Source organism: Microbulbifer sp. CNSA002, from assembly GCF_047324085.1.
In the GTDB taxonomy this organism is placed as follows: domain Bacteria; phylum Pseudomonadota; class Gammaproteobacteria; order Pseudomonadales; family Cellvibrionaceae; genus Microbulbifer.
Genome location: NZ_CP172449.1, coordinates 1,801,183 through 1,818,559 on the forward strand (window position 1 = coordinate 1,801,183; position 17,377 = coordinate 1,818,559).

Genomic DNA, 17,377 nt, shown 5'->3' on the forward strand with positions numbered 1-17,377 from the left:
AACAGCTCTTTAGTGGGTAACATTTAAAGGCGACAATGGCAAATAAAGTATGCACGGGTGATAGTGATGAAAAGTAAAAGTTGGCTACTTTTGACTTTCTTTTTAGCAAGGGCGATTGAGGTTAATGCCGAACAGATGGCAAGCTGTAGCGATCCTATTTTGGAAGTCGACTTTGATGGTGTGGTAGTGGCGGGCTCTAAAAAAGAACTATCCAGAGTTGCCTTAAGTGGAGTGCCAATGCGAGTAGGGTGGGATTTGGATTTTAATGGAGATAAAGAATCTGATCTTACACATTGGTCTGACGCGCAGTTTACAACTGTTATGTCTGGAGAAGTGGCAACAAAAGTTCAGTCTGTTCATCGGCAGATTCCTAGAATTCATGATTCAAGGATAGAGCTTTCTTCTGAGTTTGGACGGTGGCACGGTTTACTAGATAGCCGAGGTATTTTACTAGGGCGTTTTGAGCACTCTAATAGGGTAGATAGCGACCGTGTACATTCAGTTTGGTGTTTCACTACTCCCCCAAAACGAAACTGGGAAGTTGCTTTTCAGAAAGACCATAGTGGAAGGGTTGTTGCTGGAGGGATCTCTAATCTATTGGATGCTATACGCAGAAGGTTAGCAGTACGAATTAGTTGGTTAGGTAGTGTTAATACCGAGACCGAAAAGAGAACAGTTATTGAGGCAGAGCAAGCAATACCTGTTGTTGCCCATATATCTAATGGGGGAGAAATTACTGCGCAGTTGCCTCATCATCTCGGATCAGATGAATTTTCAAAATTAGGTATGGTTCCACCTACTTCAAACAGTGTGGTATGGGGAGCGAAGTTAAGTTCTTCGGGGGAGCTAGATGTAATTTGGTTGGATACTGAAAGCGGGGAGATTAGCCGTCAGCAGACTAATTATATCGATATAACTTGGTTTATAGAAAAGCCTGTTTACTAAGTTTTGGTCGGCAAAAGCCCCTTGGCTCTTTAAGCTAGGGGCTTTTGGGCTGATTAAGACATAGTTTTTAGCGTTTCGCGAATTGGGAAAAGAATATCGCGAGCGAGTTGTTGGCTTCGCGCCGGGGACCATCCTTCGATCAAGTCGGGCAGGTCATCATTGTCTTTAAACGGCATCTCCAATGTTAGAGCCAGGGTGCGGAATTGATGTCCAGCCCAGGCGGTACCAATTGTCAGATTTGCTTCGCCGGGTTTATCCAGCTCATATCCATGCTCCGTTTGGAAGTCGGGGCTGATGGCCTCATAAGCTTGCTTAAATGCCTCTTCCAACTTGGCGTGGCGCTCGTCATAGCCGGGAATACCTTCACAAGCCGCAACAAAGTTATAGGGCAGGGCTTCATCACCATGAATATCCAGGAAGATATCCCCGCCCAGCTCCAGCATTTTCTCCCTGACCAAAAAGACTTCCGGGCTTCGCTCCATCGTGGGGTTGAGCCACTCACGGTTCAGGTTGGCGCCCGCAGCGTTAGTGCGCAGGTGCCCGCGAACGCTGCCGTCGGGGTTCATATTGGGTACTACATAAAATACGGTATCTGCCAGCAAGCTTTGCGCAGTAGGATTGGCATGGTCTAGCAAGGTTTCCAGGAAGCCCTCAACAAACCATTCCGCCATGGTCTCTCCTGGGTGTTGGCGGGCAATCATCCAAACACGATGTTTCGCGGTGTCGGCATTGCCAACCGTGAGCATGGTCATATCGCGCTCATCAAGGGTTTTACCGAGAGTTTGCAGTTTGACCAGGTCGTGGCTCTGCGCCCAAGCGAGCAGATCCAGGTGGCGTTCCCAGGAGTAGGGGGCGAAATAGGCGAGATAGATGCTGGGTTCATCCAGGGTTACAGTGAAGTCCAGAGTATTGCCGTCGTAGTTGGCGCCAATTCTGAACCAATTTTGACGATCGTATGAGGCACAGATGCGGTAGTTTTCCCAGCCTTCCGGGTAGGCGGATTTGCCGGCATTAACGATGCGCAAGGGATAGCTGGTGCCAATATCGCCTTCCAGACGAAAGTGAAACCATTGGTAGAAGTCAGAATTGTTGTCCTGACGGATTGCTAGCTCAATTGGATTGCTGTCGGTATTGATAACTTCGATATTGCCGCTGTCAAAGGCGCTGCTGATATACATGTAGAGAGCTCCACTCTTGTTCTTGGGCGCAGGATACAGCGGTAGGGGGAATTTTCCAGGAAGAAAGGTAGGGGATCTCGCCAATTTTGGGTGCGATAGGACGAAATCTCCTTTATTTAGTGAAATAGAAAAGCACGGCATCGATAAGGATACCGTGCTTTAGCCAATCCCTGGCGGCACCTGCTACGACTACTGCTCCCTGAAATTTCCGGTGTCGGACCCCAGGCGACTGCTTACTGCCCGGTCAGATCACAAGTGCGTCACTCCACACTGTCAGAAATTAGTAAATCTCCTTAACATCCCGCAGCAAGTGCTGGTTAAAGTTTAGGCAATCGAGCCTACTTGATGTTGTACGAACGTTTCGATCGGCGTAAATTTGATGATCTTTTTGTCTCAGGGCTATCTGACGTGAATTTGTACAGATAGAGAATAGGTCCCATGGCATTAGTGGGAATAGAAAGAACAAGTAATAGCTCCGCATAGGGGGCTTTCGTGAGAGGTGACACCATGAATAGAGTGATTAAACGGAGTATCGTGGCATCCGCTGCGCTTGTAACAGTGATGAATCTGAGCGCCTGTGGCTATTTCCTGTACCCGGAGCGCAAAGGGCAGGCGGGTGGGCGAGTTGATCCTGCGGTCGTAATCTTGGACGGCGCAGGCCTGCTATTTGGCTTGCTGCCGGGCATAGTGGCCTTCGCTGTCGATATTACCAATGGCACTATTTATTTGCCGCCAGGTCACAGCTCGGTGTTTGATCGCCATTTAAGCAAGGGGGCACCTGCGGAGGTTACAGACGAAGAGGGGCAGGTCTGGATTCGACTTCCGGTGGAAGGCGTCGATGAGAATACCCGACTAGAAGTACTCAGTGATCAGTTATCAGGGATAACAGGGCAGCAAGTAGAAGCTGAAGATATTGTTTGGTTACAGGACTCGGCCGAGCTTCGTGCAGTAAGCCGTTTCCAGGCTGCGTCTCGCTAGTTTTTCCTAACTCTGAGCGCCTCGGGAGTTGAAGGCTCCCGAGCTTAAGCTGTTGAAGAGACCTTTCAGGTGGCTGCGCCAAAGGGGGTAAGCCCCTCGAGCGCCAAGGGGATAACGCTTGCAGCAAGCAACAATCCCATAGCAATGTTAAAGCTTCGCAAGTAGCGTGGTTCAGTCAGGAATCGTTTTAGCCCAACGCCAAAGAATAGCCAAATGGCAACACAAGGCCCGCCAATGGTGATAAATGCCAGTGCAACCTTAACAACTCCCGACCATATTTCTGTGCCGGGACTGGTGAAAGCAGCCAGTGCTCCAGTGGCCATAATCCAGCCTTTGGGATTGATCCACTGAAAAGCCATCGCCTGGGTAAAGCTCAGGGGTTGGCTTGAATTTCCAGAACCCATTTCCCGGGTCGAACCAATTATCCATGCCAGGTAGAGTAAATAGGCAATGCCTGCCCAGCGAATAACTTCATGCAGAAAAGGGAAGTGATTGAAGGCGGTTCCCAGTCCCAAGCCAATGGCAACCACCATGGCGGGAAATCCCAGCCAAATTCCCAGTAGGTGAGGTGTTGAACTGTAGATGCCGTGATTGAGTCCTGAGGACATAATCATCAGGTTATTAGGGCCCGGTGTAATACTGGCTGAGAAAGCAAAAAGGGCGATCGGCAAAAGAGATTCAATCACAGGTGTACCAGAGGAAAAGGCGACTTCATGCTAATATGCGCGCGAATAATGGGTATCACAAGTGAAATTTATAGACAGCCATTGCCACTTTGATTTTGAGGTTTTTTCTCTGGACCGGGATCAGGTGTGGCAAAGATGTCTCAATGCCGGAATAGATAGGGTCATTATCCCCGGCGTTTGCGAGGCTCAGTGGCAGTCGTTGGGCGCTCTGGTATCGGAACAGCCCGGTTGGATGATGGCTGCTGGTGTTCACCCTTGGTGGGTGAAGAAAATCCCGCAAGATTCCCGCTGGCGGGAAAACCTGATGGAGTTGGGAGTACGGCTTAGTGAGAGCCTTGAGAAATACTCATGTGTCGCTGTTGGAGAGTGTGGCTTGGATGCCTCTATCGGCACTGACTTGAATAAGCAGGAAGATATTCTCAAGCTTCATTTGGAGATTGCTAGTAACCATGAACTGCCGATTATTCTGCATGTTCACCGGGCCCACAATGAACTCCTGAGGCTGTTAAAGCAATTCAAGCTCCCCCGGGGAGGTGTGATCCACGCTTTCAGTGGCAGTGAGCAAATGGCGCAAGAGTACTGGAAGCGCGGCTTCTATCTGGGTATCGGTGGAACAATTACTTACCCACGGGCAGCGAAAACCCGACGGGCTGTGTCACTTGCGCCGCTGGAGAGTTTACTGCTTGAATCGGACGCCCCGGATATGCCCCTTTCAGGTCAGCAGGGTATGCGTAATAGCCCTGAAAACCTTTCTAAAATTGCACAAGCACTGGCTGATTTGCGGGGAGTTTCCGTGCGGGAAATCGCCAATGCTACCTGTCGAAATACTGAGAAGTTATTTTCCCTATGAGTTTTTCCGCTGAATCATTCAGGCAGTCATTTCCCCTCTTTGCTCAAGAGGAGAATAAGGAGTTGGTATACCTGGATAATGCTGCAACGACGCAGAAGCCAGAGGCAGTGATTAATGCTGTACGCGATTACTATGTGCATAGCAATGCCAATACGCACCGCTCCAGTCATCGTCTGGCGCGTAAGGCTACAGAAATGGTGGAGCGAGTGCGTCGCCAAGCGGCACAGTTTGTTAATGCTGCCAGCACAAGGGAAATTGTATTTTGTCGCGGTGCTACTGAGGCATTGAATTTGTTGGCGCACAGCCTGTGTAGTGAGTTGCAGGCTGGGGACGAGATTGTCATCTCAACAGCGGAGCACCATGCCAATATTATCCCTTGGCAGATGGCGGCCAAGCGTTTCAATTTGAGTTTGCGCTATGTACCCCATGTAGCGGGTGTCCCGGAATTTGATCGCCTGGGAGAAGTGCTGAATGAGCGCACAAGGATTGTTTCCCTGACCGGTGGTTCCAACGCACTTGGATTGCGGCCGGACCTGGCTGCGGTGAGGCAATTGCTGCGCAGAAAGCACTTGATGTGGATTGTTGATGGCGCCCAGTTGGCAGCTCATGAAGTGATTGATGTGCAGAAAATTGGCTGTGATTTTTTTGTTTCCTCAGCTCATAAGTTTTATGGCCCGTCAGGAATTGGTTTCTTATACGGTAGGGAAACACTTTTGGAATCTATGCCGCCATGGCTGGGTGGTGGAGAAATGATCTCCGACGTTGAACTTGAAACGAGTCATTATGCAGGCTTGCCGCACAAATTTGAGGCAGGCACTTCTCCGCTGGCGGCAATAGCGGGTCTTGGAGCGGCACTGGAATTTCTTGAGCAGCAAGATAGGGTCGCAATAGCGGCGCATGAGCAGAAATTGGTGCGATGGATACATCGCGAACTGATAGCGTCCCCCAATTTTAGGGTTATCAGCCAAGTGCGCCACAATCTGGGTATTGTCTCTTTTGTGCCTATTCATGGTAGCGCTGCCGATTTAATGCACTGGCTGGACGAGCGCGATATTGCAGTGAGAGTAGGCCATCACTGTGCACAATTGTTAGGTAAAGAGAGCGGTGATTTGGTGACGGTCCGAGCATCAGTCGCAGCCTACAATACCGATAGTGATATTCAGGCTTTTTTGCAGGCCCTGGAAGAGTATTGTGAGATCCAGAAGTCAATTGAACAGGGGGATAGTATTCAGAGTGATGAATGGGCCAGGGATGATTTTTCCTCGTTATTGCTAGAGAGTTTGGTTTCCCAGCGCAACTGGCAGGGACGTTATAGAGAATTAATGCTGTGGAGTAAAACTATTGCCCGAAAGCCCGAGATACGTACCGAGGAAAACCTGGTGCGGGGTTGTGAGTCTGCAGCTTGGTTAGCGCACCGGACAGAGGGTGGTAGGCACTATTTTGGATTGGAAAGCGACAGCCGGGTTGTAAAAGGCCTGGGTGCGTTATTACTTTCACAAATCGATGGCCGCACGGCTACTGAGATTAGAGAGAGAGATCTTTCCCTGTTATTTGCTGAGCTGGGGCTCGGAAAGCACTTAAGTGAATCGCGCAGCAATGGTTTTTACGCATTGCTGCAACGTGCTTTGAATCTGGTGGAGCAGACCTCCCATTAACTTAACTGGAGCGGGGTATGGGGGCCTCCACCGCAATAGGCCCGATATTGGAAATAGGCTTTAAACCAAACAGCGGCCGTAAAACTGGGTTTCTTCGGATGATAAATTCATATGAAGCCCAGCAGCCGAAAATAGTGATTAATAATACTAGCAAGGGCTCCAGGATGGCCCCCAGGGCGAGTTGCCCCAGTTGATACACAGCGATTACGGTAATGGTTTGATGGAGGATATACCAGGGATAAACCGCTTCAGTGGCATAGGGTAACCAACGGAATTGCTTATTGAGAAATTGATAAGCGCAGGCTAAAACAGCCAGGAGCCATACCCATCGATTTGTATAGATAACAATAAAAAGCAGTATTTTTTGGGCGGGAATACTGCTATCAGGTAGTACTCGATCAAATAATAGATATAGGGCGAAAGTGAGGGGCGCTGCAATAACCAGGCGATTGCGCAGTCTTGCCAGTATTTCCCAGGGGGCGCTACTGCTGACTAGCAAGTAGCCGCAGAAGAAATAAGTAAAAAATCTGGCATGGGTGTACCAGTCGTCGACGACGGCATAGTTTATCCCACCAAAGCGCGGAAATAGGACCAGGCCGTACACCATCATGGGTACAAGCGGTAGAATTAGCAGTTGCCAAGATTTCATATTCTCCATGAATCGGCCCAGCCACCGTTGGTGTTTAAACCACAGGGCTAGAGGAATAAGGGCCAGGGTGTAGCATGCCAGATAGGGTAGATACCACAGATGGTTCCAGGTCAGGCCAAACTCACTTCCAGCAAAGGCATTCTCTGGCCAGGGGCTGAACGAGAAGTACTTCAGCAGGAATGATAAGTATCCAGGCTCAATAATGCCGTTGCTTAGCGCTTCATAGTAGGCCTGGGGTGGAACCACCACCAGCATTCCAAATGCCAGCGGAATCAATAGCTGTTTCATTCTTCTCAGTAAGTAATCCCCAGTGCCCAGCTTGTGGAAGAGAAAATAGCTGGCTGCACCTGAAATCAGGAACAACAACGGCATCCGCCACTGGTTAACCGCTAGCATTACCAGTTGTAGTGGCTCGCTTTGGTAACTGCTTTTTACATGCCACCCCCATTCCGCGACATAGGCCATTCCCAGGTGGTAGAGAATAAGTAGGCCAAAGGCTAGTACACGAAGGGCGTCAATATCGTGGCGTCTCTGTGTTATTGAATGCATAGGTTTCGTCGTTCAAGGCTGTTTTAGTCGCTTGCTATGCTCCCGTTAGTATTTGCCATTAGCTATCCCAAAGTGCCGATTTGTAGGGTATTAGGGGCCAGTGGTGGTTTTTGGGGGTGAATTGGGGGTAGACTGCCGATGAATTTTTATACTGGTTCAGGAGCAATGACGGTTCAGCAGTATTTGATGCACCGGCGACAGTTTGAGGTGGGATTCTGGTTGTTGTTTTTTGTCGGCCAATGGCTTGTTCAGTTCGCTTTGGCATACTTTGATCACCGCCGCTGGGGTTCTATTTTTCAGCCATGGGAATTTCTGGTGTGGGAGGGAACCAGTATCCTAATGATCGCAATCTTATTTCCGCTGATATTGCTTCTTGATCATTATTTCCCCCTGCGTAAGGGGAGAGTTCGGCAGAGCTTGGCCATACATTTATTTTTCACTTTGCCTTGGTCCTTGATCCACGTTTCCGGCATGGTGTTTATGAGGACGGTCATTTACCACCTCAATGATGGTTCCTATAACTTTGGTAACTGGCCTGTAGAATTTTTCTATGAATATCTCAAAGATATTCAAACCTATGCCGCTCTTTTAAGCTCTGTTTATTTGTACCGCTTCTTATTGGTACGTTTGCAGGGTGAGGCGCGCTTACTAGAAGAGCCAGATGAGGGAGATGCTGCTGAGCCAGTGGAAAGGCCGGAGCGTCTTCTGGTGAAAAAGCTTGGAAAAGAATTTCTGGTTAATGTGCAGGATATCGAATGGGTGGAAGCTGCTGGCAACTATGTCAATCTGCACTTGGGCGATAGAATTTACCCCCTACGGGAGACTATGACCAAGTTACTGGAGCGTTTGGATCCAGGATCATTCGCTCGCATACACCGCTCCTATATTGTGCGCTTGGACTCTATTGCGGAGATTGAACCCCTGGAGAGCGGTGATGCGCGTATTCACTTGGTTGGCGGCCAGCTGATCCCGGTGAGCAGGCGCTACCGCGATCAGCTGAGGGCTCAATTAAACCCGGCTTAGTTTTTTGCCTGGAGAAGTCGCTCGATGGCCCGGTTGGCGGCCAAAAACCCAAAGGTGCCGGTAATCATAGTTGCCGCACCAAAGCCGCCACTGCAGTCTAATTTAACACCGTCCTGCATAGCGCTCTTCTGTTGGCATACTTGCCCATCTGGCTGCGGGTATACCATTGCTTCAGTGGAAAAGATCGCATCGATGCCAAACTGGCGCTTGCGACTCTTCTGGAAGTTGTGGAAGCGGTATAGATGTTGGCGGACTTTTGCCAGCATCGGATCATTAATTGTACGGCCGAGATCGGCGCACTCAATGCGATCGGGGGAGCGCTTACCTCCTGCGGAACCAACCGTTATCAAGCGTATTTTTCGGGCTTTACAGTAAGCGATCAGGGCGGCTTTTACCCGGGCGGAATCTATTGCATCAATCACCACATCGATAGGGTGTATATCGGGGTTGATCAGCGCTGAGAAATTGTCATTAGCGATAAAGTCCTCTTCCGTATGAACTGTAATCTCCGGGTTAATCTGCCTGAGGCGCTCTGCCATCACCTCGACCTTGATATGGCCTACAGTATCGGCGAGTGCGTGGCTCTGACGATTGGTATTGGTGATGCAGACGTCATCCAAGTCGATTAGCGTCAACTGACCAATGCCGCTTCGCGCCAGGGCCTCTGCGGTCCAGCTCCCTACGCCACCAATACCGATAACCAATATGTGAGCAGAGGATAAAATTTCGAGGGCCTTATCGCCATACAGGCGAGCAATGCCGCCAAATCGCTGTAAATACTGGTCAGACAAGCTCATCTGGGGTCTCTTCAGGTACATCTTCCAAAAACCGCTGTTTGTCAGCGTCACACGGCAATAGGCAACTCTCCCGTTGACCAAACCAGCGATAGCGGTTGCGGGCAACCAAGTCGTAGAGCCAATCCCTTGCCGGGCGGGGAATGTAGCGCAAAATGGCCAATAAACGCCAGGGTTGTGGTAGGCGGCTGGCAATTCTCAGTGCCGCTTCACTTTTGTAAAAGGATTGGTAAGTGCCACCATGTCGTTCCAGCAAAATCATGGTCTGGTAAGTGTCCAGCGGCAGGTTCAGCTGTTTAAGGAAGTGCTGGCCTGCATTGGACTGCACTCGGCACAGGGTAAAGCGCTGCTCTCTGTCGCGCTTGAGTATTAGTTGACTCCAGCTATTGCACAGGTTGCAGATGCTATCAAACAGGATGATGTTGTTTGGCGATGACATTGGGGAAGGGGGGAACGCCGCGCGGCTGGCGGCGTTTCATATCATGGGGTCAGTGCACGTGACCGTGATCAACTTCTTCGGCAGTCGCTTCGCGTACAGAAACAACTTCAATTTCGAAGTGCAGCTCAACGCCGGCGAGGGGGTGGTTGCCATTGATAGTGACTTCGTCGCCGTCGATGTCGATAATTTCCACTTCAATCGGGTGACCTTCGGTGCTCTCTGCACGGAATGCCATTCCTACAGATAACTCTTCAACACCACCAAAGGCACTGCGCGGCATGGTTTGGATCAGCTCCGGGTTTTGCTCGCCGTAACCGTCTTCTGGTGCGATTACCGCAGTAAATTTATCACCGGGTGCCTTTTCCAGCATCTCGCGCTCAAGCCCAGGAATGATATTACCAACCCCTTGCAGATATTTGAGCGGCTCTCCATTGGCTGAGGAGTCAATGACTGTTCCGTCAGCATCTTTCAGGGTGTAGTGGATCTCCACAACTGTGTGGTTGGCAATCTTCATGAATAATCTCTGATATAAAAGAGTATGTGAATGAGCGCTTACCGCTGCGCAATAAAACGGGGGGTAAAGGCTGTGAAGCGCAATTGTATTGACAGGGCGGGCGCGCCGCAACTTGTGCGTGCGCGCCGCTGATAAAGATTAGCAAGCGATTGACAGGTCCTGCTCACAACCGCCATAGAGATTGGTTACGATCGCAACCAGTTGTGTGCTGAAGTCAGGGCGATAGCCCAACTCCAATAGGCGACCCTCGAAATACTCCAGCATTGAATCGAATAGCTCTGGGTTTAACCCCCTGGCTAAAAAGCGGGCGCGACTACTCCGGTCTGGTTCCGGTGTAGATGACAACGCATGGCTCAAAAACTGAGCTTGACGACTTAATTGTTTGCGGAAATCACAAGTTTCGTAGGCTGAAAGGTGGTGGCTGAGAGCACCGTAAAATTCACTGACTGTACGGTTGACAAATTTAGTACCACCGACCTGATCCAACAGGCTTTCCATATCTCTCCCCCCGGTGAGCAGTTGGCACTGATTTAAAGTTTATCCGCAGAGCCGAAAAAGTATTTTGGTAACGAGAAGCACAATGTGCATTGGCTCAATGGCGGTACAACATTAATTGGTGACGAGCCTAAGACATATTCTTTCGGTATGCCAACTTGGTTTAAGAAAATTGTCATTCTGTTCGACAGGTTGTCACATATTGGGGGTTTATTTCGCCAAAGAAGAAAATCTATGTTTGCGCAAGTATTTTCTAAGCCTTTACACTTTATTTTTTCTTCTTGGTGTTAGACTGCACGCTTGCACCAAATAATAAATTTCAACCTTTTGAGATAATTTATGGCAAGTATTTTTACTCAGATAATTAATGGCGATTTACCTGGCAATTTTATTTGGAGAGATGAAAAGGTCGTAGCTATTTTGACCATTTCACCCATTAAGGCTGGTCATTGTTTGGTCATCCCTGTTGAGGAAATTAATCATTGGGATGATGTTCCGGAGGAGCTGGCGAGTCATCTAATGCTGGTTGCGCAAAAGGTGGCGAAAGGGCTGAAAGCAACTTACTCACCGAAGCGAGTGGGCGTGATGATCGCTGGGATTGAAGTACCACATACCCATATCCACCTGATACCCGTAGATGAATTGTCAGACTTTGACTTCTCTAAGCAAAAGCCTGCTTCTTCAGAGCAGTTGGCACATGAGGCGGAAAAGATTCGACAATCCTTAAAGGAGCTGGGCTTTAGCGAGGCGGAGTGCGGCTAGGTCGTTAAGATTGATTTTTTAGACTGCTCGGTCATATGGTGTCCCCAAAATATTTGTGGGACACTGCATCCAAGTCCCCCGCTTACTGAGTCACATAGGTATGAACTGGTAATAACGATGAGATTCCTCTAATGATGATTTTGAAGAAGACGCTCTTTGCCCCGCTGGTAGTAGTCCTCGCCACAGTCGCTGCGTTTTGCACTAATGCCCAGGCAGAAGAAATGGAAACTAAGCGTTTCGATATGGAAGGGTTCACTCAGGTGTCTCTCAAGGGAAGTTCTCACTTGAAGTTGATTCAGGGGAACAGTTTTGAAGTTATCGCTGTCGGCCCTGTCAGCACAATGCCCTACGTCAAAGTTGAGGTAAAAGGGGAAAGGTTGGAGTTATCCGTTGAGGAAAACACCCAGAACCTTTTTGGATTTGTCACCATATCCCGAGGGCAGGGAGATGAAGTTAACTTCACCGTGACGATGCCTAAAATTGAGGCTCTTAAGGTGACTGGCTCTGGTGAGGCTAGATCTTCAAGTGTTGAGAGTGAAGGCCTAACTTTGGGGGTGACGGGCTCAGGAATGATCAATATCGACAAGGTCGCCGCAGAATCCTTGAAAGCGTATGTTACTGGTTCCGGTGATTTGTTCCTCAACAAGGCATTGACTGTCAAAGGGGAAGTGGCGGTGACAGGCTCTGGCGACATGAAGATAAGTACTATTACCGGTGAGAGTTTACTTGCGGAGATACAAGGCTCCGGCGATATGTTGGTTGGCGGGCGAGTTGCCGATGTGAACGTTCGCCTCATGGGTTCAGGTGATTTTATTGGCCGCAGTCTGCGCGCCGATAATGCCAGCGGCTCAATAATGGGATCGGGTGATATTGTCTTGAAACGGCCGGGAACTGACTCCTTCTCAGTGATGGGGTCGGGAGACGTAGCGCTGGTCGACTAAGCGGCGGCTCCTGAGCCCCCTTGCATCTAAGGCGTTCGGCCAGTAGGGCTGTGCGCCTATTTCTTTTTGGGGGTATTCTTGAGCCTCCATCGTCCTCTCTATCCCCATTTCTGGAAGTCAGCTTTATATGGAACCCAAAGTGACAGAGTGTGTGTCGCTGGACCGCGAAGATTCTATGTCTCGCGAGAGTCAATCTCGCCCACATTTAAAAGAAAAGCTACGGCGCTGGAGCCGAGAGGCCCAGGATAAATCCCACTGGGCCGCCGAGCGCTTGTTGGACCGACGCATCTGTATCGGTATCACTGGGCTCAGTGGTGCTGGCAAGTCCACGTTTCTCACCAGTCTGATATACCAACTCTGCAATCCGGAGAAGTCTCAATTACCTGGTTTTGCCCCTGCACTCAATGGCGATCTATTGGGGGCAGAGTTGAAGCCAGCGCTGGACTCGGGTTTGGCGCCGTTTGACTATCAGACCTGCCTATCGGCACTGATGGCTGAGCCACCTAGTTGGCCACAGAGCACTAGAGATGCTTCGGCTATGGAGTTACACATCCATTTACGCAGCCGGCGCCGTTTTCGGGGTAATGGTAGAAAGACGTTGGTAGTGGAGTTGCGTGACTACCCAGGGGAATGGTTGATGGACTTGCCGCTATTGCGTATGGATTACGCAGAGTGGTGTCGTCATCAAGCACACCTATTTTCTACAGATGCGCGGTCAATGCTGGCCCCCCAGTTGACAGCTCAGCTGGCAGCACTGTCCCCCCAGGCGAATGCTAGTGAAGTAAATTTGGACGAATTATGGGGGGAATACCGAGCTTATCTCCTGAGTTGCCGAACCAAGTTGAATCTCAGTTATTTACAGCCTGGTAGAGCGCTGCTAGACGAGGAGGCGTACGGGGTAGTTCCACTCCTGGATTTGCGTGGTTTAGATGCTGGGCAGTTAGCTGCTTTGTCTGAGAGTAGTGTTTTTAAGGTTTTGCAGGCGCGTTACGAACGCTATGTGCAAGCGCAGGTAAAACCCTTTGTAGACAGCCATTTTCGACATATCGATCGACAACTAGTACTGGTAGATATGATTGGCACTCTATTTGCTGGTGAACAGTCCCTGGAAGATATGCGTCTGGCATTTGCTCATATTGCCGATACATTCCGCTATGGCGAATCGGGGTTTTTAAGCAAGCTATGGCGCCCAAAGGTTAATCGACTCCTTTTTGCTGCGACTAAAGTCGATCAGGTACTTGCTGCCGACCACGATGCTTTGAGGCAGCTTCTAGGCCAGCAGTTACAACAGACTTTCTCCGATGCCCGTCACCGGGGTTTGCCGGTATTTAGTGAGGCGATTGCCGCGGTTCGCTGCTCTAGAGAGGGGCAGAAGAATGGACGGAGAATGCTGATGGGTTATGACCTCGAAGGGCAGTATTTGGGTTTTGAGAATGCGGAAATTTTTGCCCAGGCGCCCTATGAAGAGCAGGGGTGGAGCCACTATGCGGGAGCTGCACCACCACAGCTGCGGCCTCCAGTGGGAATGCAGGAAGGACATATTCCACATATACGGGTGGATGCTCTTTTGAACCTTCTGTTGGGAGATAAGGTTTGATTAATAGTGATAAAAATACTGAGTACCGTCGCGAAACACGTATCGAGTCGCTAGATGAGCCTGGACAGGAGGTCCCGCAAAGAGATGCGACGCGGGTGGAACCGCTTGCGGATGAGTCAGCGGAGATTCCTAGGTCAATAACCACTGGAGAGTCTCTTCCTGATCGGATTGCTTTCTCCGAGTTGCGCCTACCCACTTTCCGGTTTAAGTGGCTAAAGCCAGCAGTGCTCTCTGCGCTTGCAGTAGTGGTGGTCGTGATCGGATGGGAGTTTTATGGACTTTATCAATGGGCGGTCGATAAACACTGGGGATTGGGACTTTTTGTGGCTGTTTTGATGGCGGGCTTCAGTGCAATCATTGGTAGTTCCGTTTGGGAGTTTTTCCGAGCGGGGCGCCCACTGAACAAGCTTGAAAAAACTCAGGCAATGGCTGCCGAGGCCCGAGACTGCCGCAGTCACCAAGAGGCGCAAGTATTCAGGCGCAATTTGCAGGAGCATTTTGCCGGTAAGCCCCAAGGTGTACTGCTCAATCGAGTTCTAGATGAGGCAGCTGACTATTACGATAGCAGTGAGTTGTTAGAGCACTTAGAGGTTACCTTCTTAAATGCCCTTGACCAAGAGGCTCTAAGGAGAGTCGTGCGCCACTCAACGAGCACTGGTGCACTGGTTGGGCTGAGCCCTTTTGCCAGTATCGATATTCTGGTTGCCCTGAGGCAGTCACTGCGAATGATTGATGATGTGGCGCAGATTTATGGCGTGCAGCCGTCTCTTGTGGTGCGATGGCGCTTGTTCAAGAGGGTTTTGTCTTTGGTCGCCTACACTGGCGCGAGTGAGTATGCGATCAGTGAAATGTGGCCGGAACTTGTTGGCGATAGCATGCTGAGTACAGTATCTGTGCGTTTGGGGCAGGGGGTCGGAGCCAGCCTGTTTGTTGCGCGTATCGGCCTGGCGACAATGCAAAGCTGTCGGCCAATCCCTTTTACTGAAAAGCAGCGCCCTCGCCTGAGATCAGTTATGGCCCGTATTGGTGGTGGCCTTAAAGAGAGGATGCCCGAGTTGTTTTCTATGGTTGGGCTTAGCTCGCGAAAGGAAGCAAAGGTTCGGAAGGCGGGTACCGAGTAGCTACTGGGATCGTAAGCCCATCTCTTGGGCTGACTGTTTGATGTAAGGGGGCGAAAATCTGCCCCCTTAGTCAGCAACTTATTGAAACTGTTTTTTCATCAACATGCGGGTGTGATGTCGATCAACCAGCTGGGCCAGGGCTTCATAGCGGCGCTGTATGAAGGGGGCGGGGTTGTTATTTCCCGATTCATCCCGATATTCAACTCCAGACCGGACGTGTTGGAGCTCCTTGGCTAACTCTCTGATGGCGGTGAAGATCTTTTGTGTGTCGTCTTTGCTGTGAAATACTGAGCTTTTTGTGGTGTCTGTCAGGTAATCATCGCACTCGCTCAGCCAGTCCAACCTCTGTTCAAGAAACTGTATTGTATTGCGAATTCCCCCGGTGTATTCGGGGTTGAAGTTATGGTTGATATACTTGTCGAGGCTACGCATGCCCGAGCCGACAAATTGTTCAACCACATCGCCACAGTATTTTTCTGACAGATAGGATGGATGAGACTTTGCGCTGCTTAAATTGCTGATGAGCAGTAGAGAGGTAAGCAATAGGGCGCGCTGCATCACTGCATTTGGGTATTTCATATTATTGCCCATAGGTTTTGCTCTTATTAATGACTGTTATTTTATCCGCCTCAGGTTTTTTTGTTGTGCAATTTCCTCTGGCGGGCTGATATCTGTGACAGCAGTCACATGAATATCCAAAGCGAAGTCAAGTGTCAACGGTTATTAAGTAAGAATTGTCAGCTTGAGATGGTTGTTCACAGAAAACTTATTGTCGGGCTGTTTAAAAATTATTCGAAGCATAGCTGAGTGGGAGTTTATTTTGGCTGAGTATGATTTTGATCTGTTTGTTATTGGTGCCGGCTCTGGTGGCGTGCGTGCAAGTAGGATGGCTGCTGCACAAGGAATGAAGGTCGCTGTGGCTGAAGACCGCTATATGGGGGGGACCTGTGTAAATGTAGGTTGTGTCCCCAAGAAATTATTTGTTTATGCGAGTGGTTATTCCGCAGGCTTTTCTGATGCTCGAGCCTATGGCTGGAATAGCGCGGGAGTTGAGTTTGACTGGCCAACACTGCGGGATAACAACGCAAAAGAAGTTGCTCGACTCAATGGGATTTATCGCAATTTGCTGGATAACTCTGGGGTGGAAACCCTAAATGGCAGAGCCAGCATCAAAGGTCCTCACAGTGTTGTTGTTAACGGCAAAGAAATTACTGCAGAGCGTATTTTGGTGGCGACAGGCGGATGGCCATTTATTCCGAATATTCCGGGACGGGAATTTGCGCTGACTTCCAATGAAGTTTTCTCAATGGAAAACTTTCCCAAGCGAGTTTTGGTTGTTGGTGGGGGTTATATTGCCGTCGAATTTGCAGGCATCTTTGCTGGTCTCGGCGCGAACGTGCACCTCTCTTATCGAAGAGATTTATTCTTGCGAGGATTCGATCGGGATATTCGCACTTTTGTTCGCGATGAGATGCAGAAGAAAAATATCGATCTAAAGTTTAACCACAACGTTGTTTCTATTGAGAAGCTTCAGGATGGCAGCTTGCTCGCTCATGCCGATGATGGTTCCAGTATTAATGTAGATATGGTGCTTTACGCTACTGGGCGCGTAGCAAATGTTGAAGGGTTGGGGCTAGAGGAGCAGGGTGTTGTCTTGCACAAGGATGGCACAATCTCTGTGGACGATAATTTTAGAACTAGTGTGCAGTCAATCTATGCACTGGGAGATGTAACGGGTGAGCCTCAGCTTACTCCTGTTGCCTTGGCGGAGGCTATGGCCTTGGTTAAGCATTGGCGCACTGGAGAGACGGCTGAAATTGACTATAACAACATTCCTACAGCGGTTTTCTGTCAACCGAATATCGGAACTGTGGGGTTGTCCGAAGAAGAGGCGCGGGACTCTGGACTCGACGTCACTATTTATAAGTCGGAATTCAGACCAATGCGTCACACTGTGAGTGGGAATACAGAGCGGACATTGATGAAGCTAGTTGTAGATGCGTCCAACGACAAGGTGATTGGCGTGCATATGGTTGGCGATGACGCAGGGGAGATTATTCAGGGGATGGCCGTAGCACTTAAGGCAGGAGCTACCAAAAGCACCTTTGATTCAACGATTGGAATTCACCCCACCGCTGCTGAGGAGTTTGTAACTATGAGAACTCCAGTTGCAGGTTAGGTGCTGTTGTTACGCTGTAGAT

The 17,377-nt window shown here is 49.7% G+C and carries 18 protein-coding genes; 10 read left to right on the forward strand and 8 right to left on the reverse strand.

All coding sequences use genetic code 11. The annotated features are described in order from the left end of the window. The first annotated feature begins 66 nt into the window (after nucleotides 1-66). Entirely contained in the window at nucleotides 67-945 is an 879-nt protein-coding gene (locus ACG1BZ_RS08065) for a hypothetical protein (protein ID WP_413665148.1), read from the forward strand. Nucleotides 946-998: 53 nt separating this feature from the next. Here ACG1BZ_RS08065 and ACG1BZ_RS08070 read toward each other — a convergent pair whose 3' ends face one another. Beyond that, nucleotides 999-2,123, reverse strand: coding sequence for a M14-type cytosolic carboxypeptidase (locus tag ACG1BZ_RS08070; RefSeq protein WP_413665149.1), 1,125 nt, complete (start codon nucleotides 2,121-2,123; stop codon nucleotides 999-1,001). A gap of 507 nt (nucleotides 2,124-2,630) precedes the next feature. Here ACG1BZ_RS08070 and ACG1BZ_RS08075 point away from each other — a divergent pair. Next, complete coding sequence (locus tag ACG1BZ_RS08075; RefSeq protein ID WP_413665150.1) at nucleotides 2,631-3,101, forward strand: hypothetical protein; 471 nt, start codon at nucleotides 2,631-2,633, stop codon at nucleotides 3,099-3,101. A gap of 65 nt (nucleotides 3,102-3,166) precedes the next feature. Here the strand turns inward: ACG1BZ_RS08075 and ACG1BZ_RS08080 are convergent, their stop codons facing one another. Further along, the gene (locus tag ACG1BZ_RS08080; protein ID WP_413665151.1) at nucleotides 3,167-3,787 is read right to left on the reverse strand and encodes a LysE family translocator; all 621 of its coding nucleotides are present in this window, start codon (nucleotides 3,785-3,787) and stop codon (nucleotides 3,167-3,169) included. Between the two features lie 61 nt (nucleotides 3,788-3,848). Here ACG1BZ_RS08080 and ACG1BZ_RS08085 point away from each other — a divergent pair, with 61 nt between their 5' ends. Then, nucleotides 3,849-4,637, forward strand: a complete 789-nt coding sequence (locus ACG1BZ_RS08085) for a TatD family hydrolase (protein ID WP_413665152.1) — start codon at nucleotides 3,849-3,851, stop codon at nucleotides 4,635-4,637. Next, nucleotides 4,634-6,292: an aminotransferase class V-fold PLP-dependent enzyme gene (locus tag ACG1BZ_RS08090; protein ID WP_282933455.1), complete on the forward strand. Its 1,659-nt coding sequence runs from the start codon at nucleotides 4,634-4,636 to the stop codon at nucleotides 6,290-6,292. The genes ACG1BZ_RS08085 and ACG1BZ_RS08090 overlap by 4 nt, the downstream gene beginning before the upstream one ends. Before the next feature lies 1 nt (nucleotide 6,293). Here the strand turns inward: ACG1BZ_RS08090 and ACG1BZ_RS08095 are convergent, their stop codons facing one another. Continuing rightward, on the reverse strand, nucleotides 6,294-7,490 hold the full coding sequence (locus ACG1BZ_RS08095) for an acyltransferase family protein (RefSeq protein WP_413665153.1): 1,197 nt from the start codon (nucleotides 7,488-7,490) through the stop codon (nucleotides 6,294-6,296). 138 nt (nucleotides 7,491-7,628) lie between these two features. Between ACG1BZ_RS08095 and ACG1BZ_RS08100 the strand changes: the two genes are divergently transcribed. Then, a complete protein-coding gene (locus ACG1BZ_RS08100) occupies nucleotides 7,629-8,513 on the forward strand; it encodes a LytR/AlgR family response regulator transcription factor (RefSeq protein ID WP_413665154.1) in 885 nt (294 codons plus the stop codon). On the opposite strand, the gene tcdA is transcribed toward ACG1BZ_RS08100, so the two are convergent. The 4 genes from tcdA to ACG1BZ_RS08120 form a co-directional block, all read right to left on the reverse strand. Beyond that, nucleotides 8,510-9,310, reverse strand: coding sequence for a tRNA cyclic N6-threonylcarbamoyladenosine(37) synthase TcdA (gene tcdA / locus ACG1BZ_RS08105; protein WP_413665155.1), 801 nt, complete (start codon nucleotides 9,308-9,310; stop codon nucleotides 8,510-8,512). The two genes, ACG1BZ_RS08100 and tcdA, sit on opposite strands and share 4 nt — an antisense overlap. Then, nucleotides 9,297-9,746 (reverse strand): thiol-disulfide oxidoreductase DCC family protein, encoded by a 450-nt coding sequence (locus tag ACG1BZ_RS08110; protein WP_413665156.1) that lies wholly within the window; start codon nucleotides 9,744-9,746, stop codon nucleotides 9,297-9,299. The genes tcdA and ACG1BZ_RS08110 overlap by 14 nt, the downstream gene beginning before the upstream one ends. A gap of 49 nt (nucleotides 9,747-9,795) precedes the next feature. After that, the gene (locus ACG1BZ_RS08115) at nucleotides 9,796-10,260 is read right to left on the reverse strand and encodes an FKBP-type peptidyl-prolyl cis-trans isomerase (RefSeq protein WP_413665157.1); all 465 of its coding nucleotides are present in this window, start codon (nucleotides 10,258-10,260) and stop codon (nucleotides 9,796-9,798) included. A 138-nt stretch (nucleotides 10,261-10,398) separates the two neighbouring features. Further along, nucleotides 10,399-10,758, reverse strand: a complete 360-nt coding sequence (locus ACG1BZ_RS08120; protein ID WP_413665158.1) for a hypothetical protein — start codon at nucleotides 10,756-10,758, stop codon at nucleotides 10,399-10,401. Between the two features lie 336 nt (nucleotides 10,759-11,094). On the opposite strand from ACG1BZ_RS08120, the gene ACG1BZ_RS08125 reads away from it, so the two are divergent. The 4 genes from ACG1BZ_RS08125 to ACG1BZ_RS08140 all read left to right on the forward strand — a co-directional run bounded on the left by ACG1BZ_RS08125 (nucleotide 11,095) and on the right by ACG1BZ_RS08140 (nucleotide 15,176). After that, complete coding sequence (locus ACG1BZ_RS08125; RefSeq protein WP_413665159.1) at nucleotides 11,095-11,517, forward strand: HIT family protein; 423 nt, start codon at nucleotides 11,095-11,097, stop codon at nucleotides 11,515-11,517. Between the two features lie 131 nt (nucleotides 11,518-11,648). Further along, nucleotides 11,649-12,458, forward strand: coding sequence for a GIN domain-containing protein (locus tag ACG1BZ_RS08130; RefSeq protein WP_413665160.1), 810 nt, complete (start codon nucleotides 11,649-11,651; stop codon nucleotides 12,456-12,458). Between the two features lie 127 nt (nucleotides 12,459-12,585). Then, complete coding sequence (locus tag ACG1BZ_RS08135; RefSeq protein ID WP_413665161.1) at nucleotides 12,586-14,055, forward strand: YcjX family protein; 1,470 nt, start codon at nucleotides 12,586-12,588, stop codon at nucleotides 14,053-14,055. Then, nucleotides 14,052-15,176 carry a TIGR01620 family protein gene (locus tag ACG1BZ_RS08140; protein ID WP_413665162.1) on the forward strand — a complete coding sequence of 375 codons (1,125 nt, stop codon included), beginning with the start codon at nucleotides 14,052-14,054 and terminating at the stop codon, nucleotides 15,174-15,176. Before ACG1BZ_RS08135 ends, ACG1BZ_RS08140 begins: the two co-directional genes overlap by 4 nt. Nucleotides 15,177-15,254: 78 nt before the next feature. Here ACG1BZ_RS08140 and ACG1BZ_RS08145 read toward each other — a convergent pair whose 3' ends face one another. Beyond that, nucleotides 15,255-15,755 (reverse strand): hypothetical protein, encoded by a 501-nt coding sequence (locus ACG1BZ_RS08145; protein WP_413665163.1) that lies wholly within the window; start codon nucleotides 15,753-15,755, stop codon nucleotides 15,255-15,257. A 241-nt stretch (nucleotides 15,756-15,996) separates the two neighbouring features. On the opposite strand from ACG1BZ_RS08145, the gene gorA reads away from it, so the two are divergent. Further along, entirely contained in the window at nucleotides 15,997-17,355 is a 1,359-nt protein-coding gene (gene gorA, locus ACG1BZ_RS08150; protein ID WP_413665164.1) for a glutathione-disulfide reductase, read from the forward strand. Nucleotides 17,356-17,377 lie beyond the last annotated feature (22 nt).